At 66.1% G+C, this 14739-nt stretch carries 15 protein-coding genes and 1 tRNA gene; 7 read left to right on the forward strand and 9 right to left on the reverse strand.

Going from position 1 to position 14739, the window contains the following annotated elements:
- Nucleotides 1-41 precede the first annotated feature (41 nt).
- Nucleotides 42-1004 (reverse strand): TIGR03557 family F420-dependent LLM class oxidoreductase, encoded by a 963-nt coding sequence (locus HWV23_RS16060; RefSeq protein ID WP_178291391.1) that lies wholly within the window; start codon nucleotides 1002-1004, stop codon nucleotides 42-44.
- A 103-nt stretch (nucleotides 1005-1107) separates the two neighbouring features.
- Between HWV23_RS16060 and HWV23_RS16065 the strand changes: the two genes are divergently transcribed.
- Together HWV23_RS16065 and HWV23_RS16070 are read left to right on the forward strand one after the other, a co-directional pair.
- Nucleotides 1108-1869, forward strand: a complete 762-nt coding sequence (locus HWV23_RS16065; RefSeq protein WP_178291392.1) for a fumarylacetoacetate hydrolase family protein — start codon at nucleotides 1108-1110, stop codon at nucleotides 1867-1869.
- Entirely contained in the window at nucleotides 1869-2066 is a 198-nt protein-coding gene (locus HWV23_RS16070; protein WP_178291393.1) for a hypothetical protein, read from the forward strand. The genes HWV23_RS16065 and HWV23_RS16070 overlap by 1 nt, the downstream gene beginning before the upstream one ends.
- 16 nt (nucleotides 2067-2082) lie before the next feature.
- Here the strand turns inward: HWV23_RS16070 and HWV23_RS16075 are convergent, their stop codons facing one another.
- Nucleotides 2083-2550 carry a transporter gene (locus tag HWV23_RS16075; protein WP_178291394.1) on the reverse strand — a complete coding sequence of 156 codons (468 nt, stop codon included), beginning with the start codon at nucleotides 2548-2550 and terminating at the stop codon, nucleotides 2083-2085.
- A 118-nt stretch (nucleotides 2551-2668) separates the two neighbouring features.
- Between HWV23_RS16075 and yqeC the strand changes: the two genes are divergently transcribed.
- Nucleotides 2669-3391, forward strand: a complete 723-nt coding sequence (gene yqeC / locus HWV23_RS16080; protein ID WP_178291395.1) for a selenium cofactor biosynthesis protein YqeC — start codon at nucleotides 2669-2671, stop codon at nucleotides 3389-3391.
- Between the two features lie 5 nt (nucleotides 3392-3396).
- On the opposite strand, the gene HWV23_RS16085 is transcribed toward yqeC, so the two are convergent.
- From HWV23_RS16085 to HWV23_RS16105, 5 genes are all read right to left on the reverse strand, one after another.
- On the reverse strand, nucleotides 3397-4023 hold the full coding sequence (locus HWV23_RS16085) for an SIMPL domain-containing protein (RefSeq protein WP_178291396.1): 627 nt from the start codon (nucleotides 4021-4023) through the stop codon (nucleotides 3397-3399).
- 52 nt (nucleotides 4024-4075) lie between these two features.
- Nucleotides 4076-4777 carry an SDR family NAD(P)-dependent oxidoreductase gene (locus HWV23_RS16090; protein ID WP_178291397.1) on the reverse strand — a complete coding sequence of 234 codons (702 nt, stop codon included), beginning with the start codon at nucleotides 4775-4777 and terminating at the stop codon, nucleotides 4076-4078.
- A 45-nt stretch (nucleotides 4778-4822) separates the two neighbouring features.
- Nucleotides 4823-5434: a molybdenum cofactor guanylyltransferase gene (locus tag HWV23_RS16095; RefSeq protein WP_178291398.1), complete on the reverse strand. Its 612-nt coding sequence runs from the start codon at nucleotides 5432-5434 to the stop codon at nucleotides 4823-4825.
- A 63-nt stretch (nucleotides 5435-5497) separates the two neighbouring features.
- Nucleotides 5498-8707, reverse strand: coding sequence for a formate dehydrogenase subunit alpha (fdhF, locus tag HWV23_RS16100; protein ID WP_178291399.1), 3210 nt, complete (start codon nucleotides 8705-8707; stop codon nucleotides 5498-5500).
- Entirely contained in the window at nucleotides 8704-10182 is a 1479-nt protein-coding gene (locus HWV23_RS16105; RefSeq protein ID WP_178291400.1) for an NADH-ubiquinone oxidoreductase-F iron-sulfur binding region domain-containing protein, read from the reverse strand. The genes fdhF and HWV23_RS16105 overlap by 4 nt, the downstream gene beginning before the upstream one ends.
- A gap of 92 nt (nucleotides 10183-10274) precedes the next feature.
- On the opposite strand from HWV23_RS16105, the gene hisC reads away from it, so the two are divergent.
- From hisC to HWV23_RS16120, 3 genes are read left to right on the forward strand one after another with little or no spacing between them, the layout of a single operon-like run.
- Nucleotides 10275-11342: a histidinol-phosphate transaminase gene (gene hisC / locus HWV23_RS16110; protein ID WP_178291401.1), complete on the forward strand. Its 1068-nt coding sequence runs from the start codon at nucleotides 10275-10277 to the stop codon at nucleotides 11340-11342.
- The gene (locus HWV23_RS16115) at nucleotides 11339-11845 is read left to right on the forward strand and encodes an adenylate kinase family protein (protein WP_178291402.1); all 507 of its coding nucleotides are present in this window, start codon (nucleotides 11339-11341) and stop codon (nucleotides 11843-11845) included. The genes hisC and HWV23_RS16115 overlap by 4 nt, the downstream gene beginning before the upstream one ends.
- Entirely contained in the window at nucleotides 11842-12471 is a 630-nt protein-coding gene (locus HWV23_RS16120; RefSeq protein WP_178291403.1) for a CDP-alcohol phosphatidyltransferase family protein, read from the forward strand. Before HWV23_RS16115 ends, HWV23_RS16120 begins: the two co-directional genes overlap by 4 nt.
- A gap of 285 nt (nucleotides 12472-12756) precedes the next feature.
- On the opposite strand, the gene HWV23_RS16125 is transcribed toward HWV23_RS16120, so the two are convergent.
- A tRNA-Lys gene (locus HWV23_RS16125) sits at nucleotides 12757-12830 on the reverse strand.
- A 123-nt stretch (nucleotides 12831-12953) separates the two neighbouring features.
- Here HWV23_RS16125 and HWV23_RS16130 point away from each other — a divergent pair.
- Complete coding sequence (locus tag HWV23_RS16130) at nucleotides 12954-14414, forward strand: DHH family phosphoesterase (RefSeq protein WP_178291404.1); 1461 nt, start codon at nucleotides 12954-12956, stop codon at nucleotides 14412-14414.
- Here HWV23_RS16130 and HWV23_RS16135 read toward each other — a convergent pair.
- The gene (locus HWV23_RS16135; RefSeq protein WP_178291405.1) at nucleotides 14411-14704 is read right to left on the reverse strand and encodes a PRC-barrel domain-containing protein; all 294 of its coding nucleotides are present in this window, start codon (nucleotides 14702-14704) and stop codon (nucleotides 14411-14413) included. The genes HWV23_RS16130 and HWV23_RS16135 overlap by 4 nt on opposite strands.
- Between the last annotated feature and the right edge of the window lie 35 nt (nucleotides 14705-14739).

Here is a 14739-nt window from a genome sequence, read left to right on the forward strand (position 1 = left end):
TGGAATTCTCAGCGGTTGACATAAAAAGGACGTGGCAAATTCTATAGGTACTCGCCCAGCGTCTCGATGAACGCCCCCTGGTCCGGCGACGAAGAGAGGAACTCGATTTCATCGAATCCGGCCTCCTTGTGGCGTTCTCTGACTGCCAGCACGTCGTCGATATCGGTGGTGATGAGTCCCCACTCGTCCATCTCCGAGAGCGGCACCTCCCGGCCCTGGCGTTCGATTTCTCGGGGGTCGGCGACGCCCTCTGAGAAGTCGACGGCCATCGTCCCGCGCCAGAACGCGGCGGCTTCCCGGCAGGCGTCCTCGTCGTCGCCGTAGGAGACGAGGAACTGCCGGATGCGGTCGATATCTTCTGGGTCTCGGCCCGCTGTCTCTGCGCCGCGTTCCAGCGCGGGGACGAGTTCGTCCTCGTAGGTGTCGATATCCGCGAGCGTGAGGAAGCCGTCGGCGTACTTTCCGGCGACTTCGGCGGTGTTCGGTCCGTTGCCGGCGACGTACAGGGGAACGCGTTCGTCCGGTAGGGTGTAGAGGCGCGCGTCGTCGAGCGTCCAGTAGTGGCCGTCGTAGTCGTGGTAGCCGCCGTCCCACAGGCGGGTGATGATTTCGCAGGCGTCTTCGAGGCGGGCTTTCCGCTCGGGGTATTCCGGCCACTCGTAGCCGAGCGGCTTTTCGTTCATCGCCTCGCCCGTCGCCAGTGTGACGAAGGGCCTGCCGGGATACATCGCCCCGAGCGTGGCGAAGGCCTGTGCGATGAGGCCGGGGTGGTACCGGCCGATGGGCGGGGTGACGCCCGTCCCGAACCGAATATCGTCGGTGCGTTCGAGTGCGGCCCCGAGCCACGGCCACGCGGCGCCGCAGTGGGCGTCGGTGTGCCACCACGGATGGAAGTGGTCGCTGGTCCAGATGGAGTCGAAGCCGGCATCCTCGGCGGCCGTCGCGTGGTCCAGCAGCGTCGTCGGTGCGTGCTGCTCGTGGGCGGTAAAGAGGCCGGTGCGCATACGGGGCGTTTCTCAGGCAGCCAACAAAAGACTGGGGCGTCGCGGGCCTTCGTCGCCTGCGGCTTTCGTGAACTCTTAAGCGTCGGCCAACCAACGCGGGCGTATGCGACGTGTTCGATTCCGCGACCCCCACGGCGACATCCGCCACGGGGCGTGGGCCGACGAGGAGATTCGAGCCTTCCCGAGCGACGGCCAGCGAGTGACCGCCGACGAGGAGTATTTCGACCCAGCGGAGGTCGATGTCCTCCCGCCGACGGACCCCTCGAAAATCGTCTGTGTCGGCCTCAACTACGCCGACCATGCCGAAGAACAGGGCAAGGAGGTCCCCGACCGACCGCTGTTGTTCCTCAAGCCGCCGAACACCGTCGCCAGCCACGAGCAGACGGTCGAACTTCCGGAAGGCAAGGAACGCCTCGACTACGAGGCCGAACTCGGGGTCGTCATCGGCGAACGCGCCAGCGACGTCTCCGAAAGCGAGGCCAGCGACGTCATCGCGGGCTTTACCTGCGTCAACGACATCTCGAACCGCGACGACCAGGCCGTCGAGACCAACTGGGTCCGCGGGAAGGCCTTCGACGATGCGGCGCCCATCGGCCCCGTCGTCGCCTCGCCCGACGAGGTGCCACTGGACGCCTCGGTCAAATGCCGCGTCAACGGGGAACTCCGGCAGGACTCCTCCCGCGAGCAGTTCATCTTCACCGTCCCGGAACTCATCGCGGAGATTACCAACTACGTCACGCTGCAACCGGGCGATGTGATTTCGACGGGCACCCCGGAGGGCGTCGGCCCGCTCTCTGACGGCGACACCGTCGAAATCGAAGTCGAGGGCGTCGGTACCTTGCGAAACGAGGTTTCGATTCCCTGATGTACTACTGGTTCCGCCCCTCGGTCCATTTCTGCGAGACGGCGGACGCCGAGCGGACGCTCTGCGGAACGGAGATAACCGGTATGTCGCCGACGATTCGGCCGGTTCCCGATGGCGCGGACTCGGAGAAGTTGTTCGCCGACCGCGAAGCCAACGTCTGTGGCAACTGTCTGCGAATCGTTACGGCCGAGGACTGACGCAGTCCCCGACGACTCAGAACGGGAGGCCGTATCGGCTGGCGACGCCGAGGAGGCCGGCCACGAGCAGCAGGCCAGCAGCGAAGACGGCCGCCGCGAGGTAGAAGGACCGAGCCGCGCGTGCGGGTTCGCGAATCTTCTTCTCGTCGACGCCGCGCTGGGCTTTCGCGCTCCCGATTTCGACGGCAGCAGCAAGGGCCAGCCACAGCGCCAGCATCGTCAACACGAGATGGCCGCCGCCGCTGCCGGTCAGGCTTTCGGCGGTATACAGCGTCCCCGCGAGGTGGCCGCCACTGATAAATAGCAACACGGCGCTGCCGCGGGTCACCCACTGGAGTTTTGAGACGATACTACCGAAGGCTTCCGGTGACACCTCGCCGTCCATCGCCAGCGGGAGCACCGACCAGACGGCGAACAGCACCGACCCGGTCCACAACGCTGCGAACGCGCTATGGATGATATACATCGCGGTATCCAGAACCATATCGGCTATCCGGCCGCCCACTTCTTATAAACCAGCCAAGCGGCAGGCCGCTACGTGCCCCGTCGCCCGTCCCCGACCCGTCGGTGGGGTTTTGCCCACCGGCCACCAGGCGTGGAATATGAACCTTCGCGAGGCCTTCGCCCCCGAGGGCATCGTCGCCGTCGTCGGCGCGGGCGGCAAGAAGTCGACGCTATACGCGCTCGCCGCCGAATGCCAGCGCGCGGTCGTCACGACGACGGTCCGCATCCCGCCGTTCGAGGGTCACGTCGACCGCCTCGAAATCACCGACGACCCCGTTGCGGTCCTCGAAGCCAACGACGAGTGGCCGCTCGGACTGGTCCCCGGTCGCGATGGCGACCGGAAGCGGTATCTCGGCTACGAGACGGATACCGTCGACGCGATGGTCGAAGCGACCGACGCACCCCTGCTGACGAAGGCCGACGGCGCACGCACGCGCTGGCTGAAAGCGCCGAAGGAGGACGAACCGCAGATTCCCGACGCCGCGAGCGTGGTCGTCCCTGTCGCCAGCGTCAAATCGGTCGGCGAACCGCTCGCCGAAGAACACGTCCACCGTCCCGAACGGGTCGCCGACCTCACCGGCCGCGAACCCGGTGAGGAGATTCAACCCGAAGACGTCGTCACCGTGCTCACCCATGAGAACGGCGGCCTGAAGGACGTTCCCGAGGACGCGCGCGTGGTCGCTCTCTTGAATATGGTCGACGACGAACCCCTCGAAGCGACAGCACGCGAAATTACCGACGAGGTTCTCGCTCACCCGCGCATCGACCGGGTCGTCCTCGGTCGAATGGACCTCCGAAAGGTCGTCGACGTCGTGGCGTAGCGCGGCTATTCGTCCACCAGTTCGAACGTCGCTTCGACGGTTGCAGTTACCTCGATGGGGTCCGGTTCGAAGCCGTCCGGGCCTTCTGCCAACGCGTCGTCGACGATGCTCTCGAAGCCGTCCGACCCCCCGGTCGTCGTCACGTCTAGCAACTCGCCGACAGCGAGTCCCTCCGGCGCGGCGATGGCCTCCGCGTCCTCGCGGGCCGTCGTCATCGCATCCCTGAGTGCCTCGCGACGGAGTTTCGCTTGGGTGTCCTCGCTCACTTTGAAAAAGACGTCCCGGATGCCCGTCCCCGTGGCGGCGTCCGTGACCGTCGTCACGACATCGCCGGCCGTCTCGGGCCGACAGTCGACGGTCATCTCCACCAACGCGCGGTGGTCCGGGTCGCTTTCGTTCACGCCGAAGGCGTCGTCCTGATTCTCGATTCGAGCGCTCGTCGTTCGGATCTCTTCGGGGTCGATTTCCTCGTTCTGCAGCGCGTCACGGACCGAGGCCTCGGCATCTCGCGCCCGGTTGCGAGCGTGCGTTGCGCTGTCGGCCCGCCCCTCGACCCACACCTCGACCGCGGCGAACGTCGCCGTCGCGGTCGCACGCCCCTCACCGTCGACCGTCACCGTTCGGTCGGTCATGGCCCAATCGAGGTGCGGCCAGCGTATAATTCCTTGTCAGACGGTGACGTGCTTAGAACTCCTCGACGTGCGGGCGCAAATCGAGTTCCAGTGTCCACGCCGAGCGGTCCTGCTCGACGAGATACCAGTAGTTGTCGGCAATGGCATCTGGGTCGAGGTACTCCTCAGAGTCGTCGGGGTCGCTACCCGGCGGCAGGATGCCGCCGTCGATGACGACGTGGGCGACGTGGACGCCTTCCGGGCCCAACTCGCGGGCCATCGATTCGGCGAGGCCGCGGCAGGCGAACTTGGCGGCACTGAATCCCACGGCGCCCTCACGACCCCGGACCGACGTCGTCGCGCCGGTGAAGATTACGGTCCCGCCATCGCCCTCGACCATATCGGGGACGGCCTCCTGTGAGCAGTGCAGTGCCGATTCCGGGCCGACCGCCAGTGCCTGCCGAAAGTCCTCGGGGTCCTGTTCCAGCAGGCCGTCCCACGACGCCGCGCTGGCGTGATTGACGAGGATATCGACCGCGCCAAAGCGCTCGCGCGTCCGCTCGAAGGCCGCCTCGATGTCGTCGCTATCGGTGAGGTCCGTCGGAATGGCTGTCGCATTGCCCGGCGTTTGGTCCCGCAGTCGGTCCGCGAGTGAGTTGAGATACGATTCCGAGCGCGCAAGCAGGGCGACCGAACAGCCCTCCTCGGCGAACCGCTCGGCGATGGACTCTCCCAGTCCCGGTCCGACCCCAGCGATGACTGCCGTTCGTGACATGAGGGAGCCATCGGACGCCAGCGCCAAGAAATGCCACCCAGAACTCTACAACTGCTCGCTTGCCCACGCCAAATCTTCGGGCGTATCCACGCTCTCGAAACTGTTGAGCGAGCCGTGGTCGATCAGGTCGGCCCGCTCGACGATGTCGTAGTCCAGCGAGAACAGGGGTTCGATGATGCGCGTGTCCTCCTCTTCGAGGGCCTCTTCGCAAGCGTCGGCCATTGGCTCGGGGCGATAGACCGCATGGAGCGGTTCGAACCAGTCGCCTGGTCGGGGGACGGCGGCGTCGTGGCCGTCCGCGCGCTCGAAGAGATAGTCGAAGAGGTCGGGGTCCAAAAGTGGCATATCCGCCGCGGCGATGGCGGCGTACTCCGTCTCGGCGGCGCGGAGGCCTTCCGCGATACCGCCGACGGGCCCGCGGTCGGGTTCCTCGTCGATGGCGAAGACGGGGTCGAGGTCCGACAGCGCGTCGGCGATGGCTTCGCGTTGGTCCTCCCGGCAGTTGACTACGAGTTCGTCCGTCGCGTCGAGCAGGCGCTCGGCGGTGTGTCTGATGACCGGTTTGCCGGCCAGGTCGGCGACCACCTTGTCCGTGCCGCCGAACCGGACCGACCGCCCGCCGCCGACGATGACGCCCGCTCTTGGTCCGTCTGTCATTGCGTGACCCTTGGTTCGGGTTCGGTTATAAACCCTCGATGGGTGGCGGACGGACGCGACCGTTCAGTCGTCGGTCCGTGCCGCGGCCGAGTCGGGGATTTCCTTCGCGTCATCCAGCGGCGAGACGCGAACGCTCGCGACCTTGTACTCGGGAATCCCGCTTGTGGGGTCGTAATACTCGCCGGTCAACTCGTTTGCCGCCCCATCCGCGAAGTGCATGGGAATGAAGACGACGCCCTTGCCGGGCCGGTCGGTCACCTGTGCGCGTACCTCGATACTGCCCCGAGGGGAATCCACGCGGACGTACTGCCCGTCGGAAATCCCGAGGTCGGCGGCCGTCTCGGGGTGAACCTCGACGAAACTCTCGGCGACGTGGTCCGTGAGGGCGTCGACCCGCCGGGTCAGCGTCCCGGTGTGGAAGTGATACAGCACGCGCCCGGTCGTCAGCGTGAGGGGGTATTCCTCGTCGGGCAACTCGCCGGGTTCGCCCATGTCGGCGGGGACGAACCGGGCTTTGCCGTCCTCGAAATTGAAGCCGTCCTCGTAGAGGAACTTGGTACCGGGGTCCTCGGCGTTCGTGCAAGGCCATTGCAGGCCCCCTTCGTCTTCGAGCCGGTCGTGGCTGATGCCGCCGTAGATGGGTGCTACACGAGCGATTTCATCCATGACTTCGGCCGGGTCGTCGTAATCCCAGTCGGCGCCCATCCGGTTGGCGAGTTGCTGGACGACGCGCCAGTCGGCGCGGGCCTCGCCCGGCGGGTCGACGACGGGATTGACCTTCTGGACGCGGCGTTCGGTGTTGGTGAAGGTACCCGATTTCTCGGCGAAGGAGGCGGCGGGCAAAATTACGTCAGCGTACTCGGTCGTTTCGGTCGGGAAGATATCGAGGACGGCGAGGAACTCCAGTTCGTCGAGGGCCTCTTCGGCGTGGCTGATGTCGGGTTCGGACATCGCCGGGTTCTCGCCCATGACGAACAGGCCGCGAACGTCGTCGTTGTGGATGGCTTCGAAGACCTCCGTTACTTTGAGGCCGACCTCCTCGGGCGGGCGAACGCCCCAGACGTCCTCGTAGCGGTCGACGGTTTCGGGGTCGGTCACGTCGCCGTAGCCCGGGAGTTTGTTGGGGAGGGTACCCATGTCGCCGCCCCCGCCCTGGACGTTGTTGTGGCCGCGGAACGGCGAGAGGCCGGCGTTCGGCTTGCCGACGTTGCCTGTCAGCAGCGCGAGGTTCGCCATCGCCAGCACGTTGTTCGTCCCGTGGCTGTGCTGGGTGAGGCCCATCGCCCACCCGAAGACGACCGAGTCGGCCTCGGCGATGGTTTCGGCGGCCTGTGTCAGTTCGTCGGGGGCGATACCCGCGAGTCGCTCGACTTCCTCGGGCGTGAACGGGTCGACTTTCTCCCGCAACTCCTCGAAGTTGTGGACGTGCTCTTCGACGAACGCCTCGTCGTAGAGGTCCTCCTCGATGAGATACCGGGCCATCCCGTTCATCCACGCCACGTCGTAACCGGGGTTCGACCGGAGGTACTGGTCGGCGTGTTCGGCGACGCCGACCTTCCGCGGGTCGACGACGACGAGGTCGGCGCCGTCCCGGACGTTGCGCTTGATCTTCGTCGCCAGCACGGGGTGGGATTCGGTCGTGTTGGTCCCCGAGAGCAGGTAGGCGTCGGCGTTGGCCACGTCGTCGATGCTGTTGGACATCGCGCCGTAGCCGACCGACTGGAGCAGTGCGGCGACCGTCGAGGAGTGACAGAGGCGCGCGCAGTTGTCGACGTTCGGCGTCTCCAGCACCGTCCGCGCGAACTTCTGGAGGAGGTAGTCGTCCTCGTTGGTACACTTCGAGGAGGCGAAGGCGGCGACCGAATCGGGGCCGCCCGCTTCGCGAATTTCGCCCAACTCAGAGGCAATCCGCTCCAGGGCTTCGTCCCACGAGGCTTCGCGCAATTCGCCGTCCTCGCGAATCTGGGGCGATTCGAGGCGGTCCTCGCGGTCGACGAATCCGTAGCCGAACTTGCCCTTCACGCAGGTCGAGAAGTCGTTGGCTGGCGCGGCGTCTGGGTCGGTCGCGCGCACGCCGAGGATATCGTCGTCCTTCGAGTGGACGTCGAACCGACAGCCGACAGCGCAGTAGCCGCAGGTGGTTTCGGTCACGTCCATTTGCTTCATCCGGGCATCTCCGACCTGTTTCGCGATGCCGAAGAGGATACCCTCCGAGAAGACGCTCGCAGCGACGTCCTCGGCGGCGTGCTCGCCGGCCTTCACCGCGCGGTCGCCAACCGATTTCGCGCCCGATTTGGCCTTCCGCTTGGCGCGGTCCATGAAGCCAGCGACGCCTGCTTCGGCGGCTTCACCGCGTGCAGGTTCGTCGCTGTCGGGGATGCTCTTGGTTCCGCGGTCGTCGCGTTCCAGCACCTCGCCGACGGAATTGCGCTGGGTGAATCCGGGGAACGGAAGCGTCGTCGCGTCGACCAGTCCTTCCTCGACCAGACTCCCGGTCGGACAGACGGTCGCGCAATGGCCGCAGGTGACGCAGGTCGAATCGGCCATCGTCTCTGCGCCGGTCTGGAAGCCGATGCGGGCGTCCTCGCCCGTTCCATCGACGCGGAGGACGCCTTCGACCTGCACGTCGTTGCAGGCCTCGACGCATCGGTTGCACATGATGCACTTGTTGCGGTCGATGTGGATGGGCGAGGAGGCATCGAGCGGTTCGTACTCGCTTCGGTCGTCGAGGACGCCGTATCGCGGGTGGGTGACGTCCTGTTCGATGGACGTGTCCTGCAGTTCACAGCGGCCGTTCTTCCCGCAGGTCGTACACCGGAGGTTGTGGTTCGAGAGGACGAGGTCGAGATTGACGCTTCGGGCCTCTTCGGCCTCGGGCGCGTCCGTCTCGACGGTCAACCCGTCCTCGACGGGCGTCGAGCAGGAGGCCACGAGGCCCTCGTCGGTTTCGACGACGCAGGTCCGGCAGGTCGACCGCGGGCCGATTTCCTCGGCGGCCTCGGTGTCGCGGTCGTAGTGACACAGCGCGGCCACGTCGCTGCCGGCGGCCTCGACGGCATCGAGTAGGGAGGCGTCCGCCGGGACGACGACGGTTTCGCCGTCGACGGTGAGGGAGACTGGTTCGCCGTCGTCGGAGGCTGTCTTCTCGGGTCGTGGGGGGTCGTTGGCGGTCCCCGTTCGGAAATCCTCCGTCAGCGGTGTTGAGGGACGGGGGTCCTCGATGTTGGGGACGCCGGGCGTCGGTTCAGAACTAGAGGAGTCGTCGGCACTCATTGCATCCCTCCGCAGGCGCCGGCCGGACACCGGCCCTTGGCGTGAGCGCGAAACTCGCTTTCGAACTCCGAGAGCGCCGTCTTGACGGGCCGGGCGGCCGCCTCGCCGAACGCACAGAGGCTGGTCGTCCGCATCGTCCGGGCCAACTCACGGATGTCACCAGCGTCAAAAGTACCGTCGTAGACCCCCCGAAGTGATTCGTGGAGTTGTTTTGACCCTTCGCGGCACGGCACACACCTCCCGCAGTTCTCCTCGCGGGCGAAGGCTGCCCGCTCGCCAACCGTCGCGACGATACAGCGGTCGGTGCTCAGTACCTCGATTGCGCCCTCGGTGCCGAGGCCGGCGCCCGTCATCGCCGGCGCGCTCGCGGGGGTGTCGAGGTTCCGGGTCAGGCCACCGAAGCGCCCGCCGACGGCGTAGCGGGCCGCGTCAGGCGTTTCGACGGCATCGAGCGCACGGGAAAGCGGCGCTCCGGTCGATAGTTCGACGGTTGCGGGTTCCGGTACGTCCCCGCCGATGGTGACGAGGCGCGTTCCGGGGTCCGCGGCTTCGGCGTCAAAGGCGTCGGGGTTCTGCCACAGTTCCGCGAGTTGGAGAAGCGTCCGGGGTGTGTGGACCAGCGTGGGTCGGCCGTAGAGGCCCCATTCTTCCGGTCCCGGCGGACGGCGGCGGGCCTCGATGCGGTCGTTGCCTTCCAGGGCTTCCAGCGCCATCGTCGGTTCGCCGACTCGGAACGAGGAATCGGCGCGGGCGACTTGCCACTCGCCGACGGCTTCGAGTCGGTCCGCAAGCAAATCGTCCTCCGCGGGCGCGAAGGCGACGATGTCCTCTGCCCCGACAATTTCGGCGACGGCGCTTGCAGCGCCCCACACGCGACCGGCCGCCGAAACGCCACAGAGGCGGTCCGCACCAGTTTCAGGGTCGGCGTCGTTCGCGTGGACGACAAGCATCGGGTCGCCGTCGGCGTCTCGGGTTCGGTTCCAGTATTCGGCGAGCGGTTCGTCGCCGGCGACGTCGGCGCGGCCGCGACCACGGAGGTCGACGCGTTCGACGGTCCTTATGGCGTCGTCGGGGTCCTCGCGTACCTCCGGTGCGATGGGGTTCGGAATCGCGTCGGGTGCGTGCCAGCCGAAGCCGTCGAGCACGCGCGGTGTGCCCACGGTGAGCGACCCCGATTCGGGCGTCGGTGGCTCCTCGCCGACCGCCATCGCTTCGGCCTCGCCGGTCAGCAATCGACCGTCCTCGGCGGCCGAGACGATGCGCTCGATAGTCGTCTCGGTGACGGCACCGTAGAGCGCGGTTCGGCCGTCGACGGTCGCGTAGACGTGCGGGCCGCCGGGCGCGCCGGTCGGTCCGGTTTCCAGCACGCGCGTCCGGTCGGCGAACTGGCGTGCGACCGCGAGTACGTCGGCGTCCCGTCCCGCTACGTCGCCGACCGCGACCCTGACGGTCGGCGTGTCGGGGCTGTCGTTCATTTCGTGTACGGTGGGACGATTGCCTCAAAAACGTTGCCGCGGGACGCGAGAGATGGACGCCTACTTAAGATATGGCGCCCAGAGGGTCGTATATGGAACCACGGGACCTCTCGTCGCATATCGCCTACGAGGCGGGTCGAGGGGTCGAGGAGGTGGCCCGCGAACTCGGACTCGATTCCGACGAGTTGGTGAAACTCTCCTCGAACGAGAACCCCTTCGGTCCCTCGCCACAGGCCGCAGCGGCGATTCGCGATTACGCGCCGAAAGTCCACACCTATCCGAAATCCTCGGCGACGGACCTCCGGGAACGACTCGCCGAGCAGTGGGCCGTCACGAAATCCCAGATATGGCTCGCCAACGGCGGGGACGGCGCGCTGGATTACCTCGCCCGCGCGATGCTCGAACCGGACGACGAAGTGCTCGTCCCCGACCCCGGATTCGCCTACTACGGGATGAGCGCCCGCTACCACCACGGCGAAGTCAACGAATACCCCATCCGAAAGGAGGAGGGCTTCGCCCAGACGGCCGATGCCGTCCTCCCGCACTACGACGGCGAGCGCATCGTCTACCTCACCAGCCCCCACAACCCGACCGGCAGCGAGGTGTCGCTGTCGGCCGTCGAGGAAATCGCAGACGAGACGGGCGAGGACACACTCGTCGTCGTCGACGAGGCCTACGGCGAGTTCTCCGATTCGCCCTCCGCTATCGCACTGGTCGAGGAACGCGAAGACGTGGCCGTCCTCCGGACGTTCTCGAAGGCCTACGGCCTCGCCGGCGTCCGCCTCGGCTATGCTATCGTCCCCGGCGAGTGGGCCGACGCCTACGCCCGGGTGAACACGCCCTTTGCAGCCTCGGAAATCGCCTGCCGTGCCGGCCTCGCCGCGCTCGGCGACGATTCCCACGTCGAACAGACCGTCCAGGCCACCAAGTGGGCACGGGAGTACATGTACAACAACCTCGATTGCCACACCTGGGAAAGCGCCGGTAACTTCGTGCTGTGTGAGGTCGGCGACGGCAGCGAGGTTGCCGAGGCGGCCCAGAAGGAAGGCGTCATCGTTCGGGATACGACCTCCTTCGGCCTACCCGAGTGCGTCCGGGTTACCTGCGGCACCCGCGACGAAACCGAACGCGCTGTGGAGGTGCTGAACGACCTCCTATGAGAGTCGTCGTCACCGGCACTCCCGGCACGGGCAAGACCACCGCGACCGAGCACGTCGAGACGGACCTCGACGTTATCCATCTCAACGACCTCATCCGCGAGGAGGGCCTTGACGAGGGCGAAGACCCCGAACGCGGCAGTCTCATCGCCGACATCGACGCCCTTCAGGAGCGTCTCGCCGACCGCGATGACGTCCTCATCGAATCCCACCTCGCCCACCATCTCGATGCGGACCGCGTGGTCGTCCTTCGCTGTCATCCACGCACGTTGCGCGAACGGCTGCTCGACCGCGGCGAGGACGGTGCGAAAGCAGCGGAAAACGCGGAAGCCGAAGCCCTCGACGTCATCCTCTCGGAGGCCGTCAACGCCCACGGTATCGAGAACGTCTACGAAATCGACACGACCGACCGTTCGCCGGAGGCCGTCGCCGAGGACATCGAGGAAGTCATCGACGGCGACCGGGACCCCTCCGCTGGAGAGGCGGACTTCATCGATTACCTATGACGCTCGATAAGTTCCGTCACGTCGCCGACCGCTTCCTCGAACCCTTCGTCACCGCCGCCGACCGGGTCGGTCTCACCCCGGACGGCGTCAGCATCATCGCCTTCGGCTTCGCCGTCCTTGCCGGGATCGCCTACGCTCTGGTCGGCCACGCCGTCGGCCCCATCGAACCGACGCCGCTGCTGTACGCTGCCGGTGCCGCCTTCGTCTTCCTGAACGGCTGGATGGACCTGCTGGACGGTTCGCTCGCCCGCCGGCAGGGCGTCGCCTCGAAAGCCGGCGACCTGCTGGACCACGTACTGGACCGCTACGCCGACATCGTCATCATCGCCGGCCTCGCCGCTGGCACGACCCAGTACCTGCTTGGCCTGCTCGCGATTACGGGCGTGCTGATGACCTCCTATCTCGGCACGCAGGCCCAGGCCGTCGGCCTCGACCGCGTCTACGGCGGCCTCGTCGGGCGCGCGGACCGCCTCGCCATTATCGGCATCGTGACGCTGGTTGCCGCCTTTTATACCAGCGCGCTCTATGGCCTCACGCTCGTCGGATGGCTGCTGGTCTTCTTTGCCGTCGTGGGGCACTTTACTGCACTCCAGCGGTTCTACTACGCGATGGCCGCTTTGGATTGAGACGGGCCGAGAGGGATTTGAACTGGAGCAAGACGGTCGGCCTCGCTTCGCTCGTCTCGCGTGGTTCAAATACCCCTGCCGTTTTCCTCGTCGTGAATGCCCGAGGAGCGCTCCGCTGATGCTCCGCGCTACTCGGTGTAATACTCCTCGGAAAAGCGGGCCGAGAGGGATTTGAACTGAAGAAAGACGTGCTCACTCGCTACGCTCGCTGCGCGCGCCTTTCAGAGTTCAAATCCTCTCTTGGCTATTCCTCGCGCTCACGAGATAGTTCGCGCGAGGAAGTAGCGGGCCGAGAGGGATTTGAACCCTCGACCGACGGCTTAAGAGGCCGTCGCTCTCCCTGACTGAGCTATCGGCCCTGCGACTCATGGTAACCGCGGTTCATTCAAATAGGTTGCGTTCCGGCCGTCCATCGGGACGACGTCGCACGGTTCGGACAGTACGGTCCTATTAAGTACGCTGCGACCCTCGGCACGGCTACCATGAGCAGCGCCATCTCGATGGCCTCGATGTCGACATATGCGATTCTCGGCTGCGGCAGCGTCGGCCATGCCGTCGCCGAGGAACTCGTCGCGGAGGGGAAGGACGTCCTCATCCTCGACCGCGACGAGGGTCGTGTCGAGGCGCTTCGGGACCAGGACCTCGATGCGCGGACCGCAGACATCGCTGAGGAAACGGTCGCCGAGGCCGTCGCGGACCGCGACGTCGTCCTCATCCTCTCGCCGAACGTCGAGGCCAACAAGAAGGCCCTCGAAAACATCCGCGAGCGGGGCGAAGAACAGTTCATCATCGTCCGCGCCTCGGACCCCGTCACCGCCGACGAACTCTCCGATGCGGGCGCCGATGTCGTTATCAACCCCTCGGCGGTCATCGCGGATTCGGCGCTGCGCGCGCTCGAACAGGGCGAACTCGAGTACAAGGCCGCCCAACTGGCGGACGTTCTCGACGACGCAGAGGAACTCGCGATTCTCGCCCACCGGTCGCCGGGACCGGACTCCATCGCCTCGGCCGTCGCGCTGAAGGCCATCGCCGCGGCCTACGATGTCGAGGCCGACATTCTCTATCGCGGCGAAATCGGCCATCAGGAGAACCGGGCGTTCGTCAATTTGCTCGGTATCGAACTGACGCCGTTCTCGGAGGCCGACCTCGCAGGCTACGACACCATCGCGCTGGTCGACTGCGCGAAGGCCTCCGAACCGGTCGTCGACCGCGACGTCGACATCTTCATCGACCACTTCGAATCCGAAGTCGAATACAACGCCGAATTTACCGATATCCGGCCGAACGTCTCCTCTACCTCGACGATTCTGACGAAGTACATTCAGGAGTTCGACCTCAGTCTTCCGGAGGAGGTCGCCACGGCGCTGCTCTACGGGATTCGCGCGGAGACGCTGGACTTCAAGCGGGATACCACACCCGCGGACCTGACGGCAGCGGCGTACCTGTATCCGTTCGCGAACCACGACACGCTCGAACAGGTCGAATCGCCGTCGATGAGCCCCGAGACGCTGGATGTCCTCGCCGAAGCCATCCGGAACCGCGAGGTCAAGGGCAGCCACCTCGTCTCGAACGCAGGGTTCATCCGCGACCGGGACGCCCTCTCGCAGGCGGCCCAGCACCTCCTGAATCTGGAGGGTATCACCACCTCGGCCGTCTTCGCCATCGCCGACGACACCATCTACCTCGCGGCGCGTTCGAAGGACATCCGGATGAACATCGGCAACGTGCTACAGGAGGCCTTCGACGAAATCGGCGAAGTCGTCGGCCACTCGACGGACGCCTCGGCGGAAATTCCGCTGGGCATCTTCACGGGACTGGAGATTACGGGGGACAACCGCGAGACGCTGCTGCAGTTGACCGAGGAAGCGGTGCGGTCGAAACTGTTCCAGGCCCTCGGCGTCGAGGGCGGCAGCAGCGGCGGCGAGAGTTCGAACGGGAGTTAGGCGGGCGCTTCTTCTTCGTCGGGCTGTCGGAGCCGTTCGACGACTTCGTTGACGAGGACTATGTCGCCGACGGCGCGGACCCAGCGATACGGGATGATGACGCCGTTCGATTCGCCGACGCGTGCGTCGAACAGGTCGCGGTTGACCTCGCCCAACGCGAGGCCGGTGACGAGTTCCTGGTCGACGTCGAGTTGGATGTCCTCGACTTCGCCGACGAAGACGCCGTTGTTCGAATATACTTCACGCCCGACAAGCGCGGTAATCTCCTGAGGGACGGACTCCGGTTCCATAGCGGGCGGTGGAGTGGCCAGCCCTTAACTGTTGC

It is taken from the genome of Natronomonas halophila, assembly GCF_013391085.1.
In the GTDB taxonomy this organism is placed as follows: Archaea; Halobacteriota; Halobacteria; order Halobacteriales; family Haloarculaceae; genus Natronomonas; species Natronomonas halophila.

Coding starts and splice junctions, on each gene's coding strand:
- HWV23_RS16135 (WP_178291405.1), bottom strand. CDS start 14,704: ATGGAACCGGAGTCCGTCCCTCAGGAGATTACCGCGCTTGTCGGGCGT.
- fdhF (WP_178291399.1), bottom strand. CDS start 8,707: ATGAGTGCCGACGACTCCTCTAGTTCTGAACCGACGCCCGGCGTCCCC.
- HWV23_RS16070 (WP_178291393.1), top strand. CDS start 1,869: ATGTACTACTGGTTCCGCCCCTCGGTCCATTTCTGCGAGACGGCGGAC.
- yqeC (WP_178291395.1), top strand. CDS start 2,669: ATGAACCTTCGCGAGGCCTTCGCCCCCGAGGGCATCGTCGCCGTCGTC.
- HWV23_RS16085 (WP_178291396.1), bottom strand. CDS start 4,023: ATGACCGACCGAACGGTGACGGTCGACGGTGAGGGGCGTGCGACCGCG.
- HWV23_RS16115 (WP_178291402.1), top strand. CDS start 11,339: ATGAGAGTCGTCGTCACCGGCACTCCCGGCACGGGCAAGACCACCGCG.
- HWV23_RS16090 (WP_178291397.1), bottom strand. CDS start 4,777: ATGTCACGAACGGCAGTCATCGCTGGGGTCGGACCGGGACTGGGAGAG.
- HWV23_RS16095 (WP_178291398.1), bottom strand. CDS start 5,434: ATGACAGACGGACCAAGAGCGGGCGTCATCGTCGGCGGCGGGCGGTCG.
- HWV23_RS16130 (WP_178291404.1), top strand. CDS start 12,954: ATGAGCAGCGCCATCTCGATGGCCTCGATGTCGACATATGCGATTCTC.
- HWV23_RS16065 (WP_178291392.1), top strand. CDS start 1,108: ATGCGACGTGTTCGATTCCGCGACCCCCACGGCGACATCCGCCACGGG.
- HWV23_RS16120 (WP_178291403.1), top strand. CDS start 11,842: ATGACGCTCGATAAGTTCCGTCACGTCGCCGACCGCTTCCTCGAACCC.
- HWV23_RS16105 (WP_178291400.1), bottom strand. CDS start 10,182: ATGAACGACAGCCCCGACACGCCGACCGTCAGGGTCGCGGTCGGCGAC.
- HWV23_RS16075 (WP_178291394.1), bottom strand. CDS start 2,550: ATGGTTCTGGATACCGCGATGTATATCATCCATAGCGCGTTCGCAGCG.
- HWV23_RS16060 (WP_178291391.1), bottom strand. CDS start 1,004: ATGCGCACCGGCCTCTTTACCGCCCACGAGCAGCACGCACCGACGACG.
- hisC (WP_178291401.1), top strand. CDS start 10,275: ATGGAACCACGGGACCTCTCGTCGCATATCGCCTACGAGGCGGGTCGA.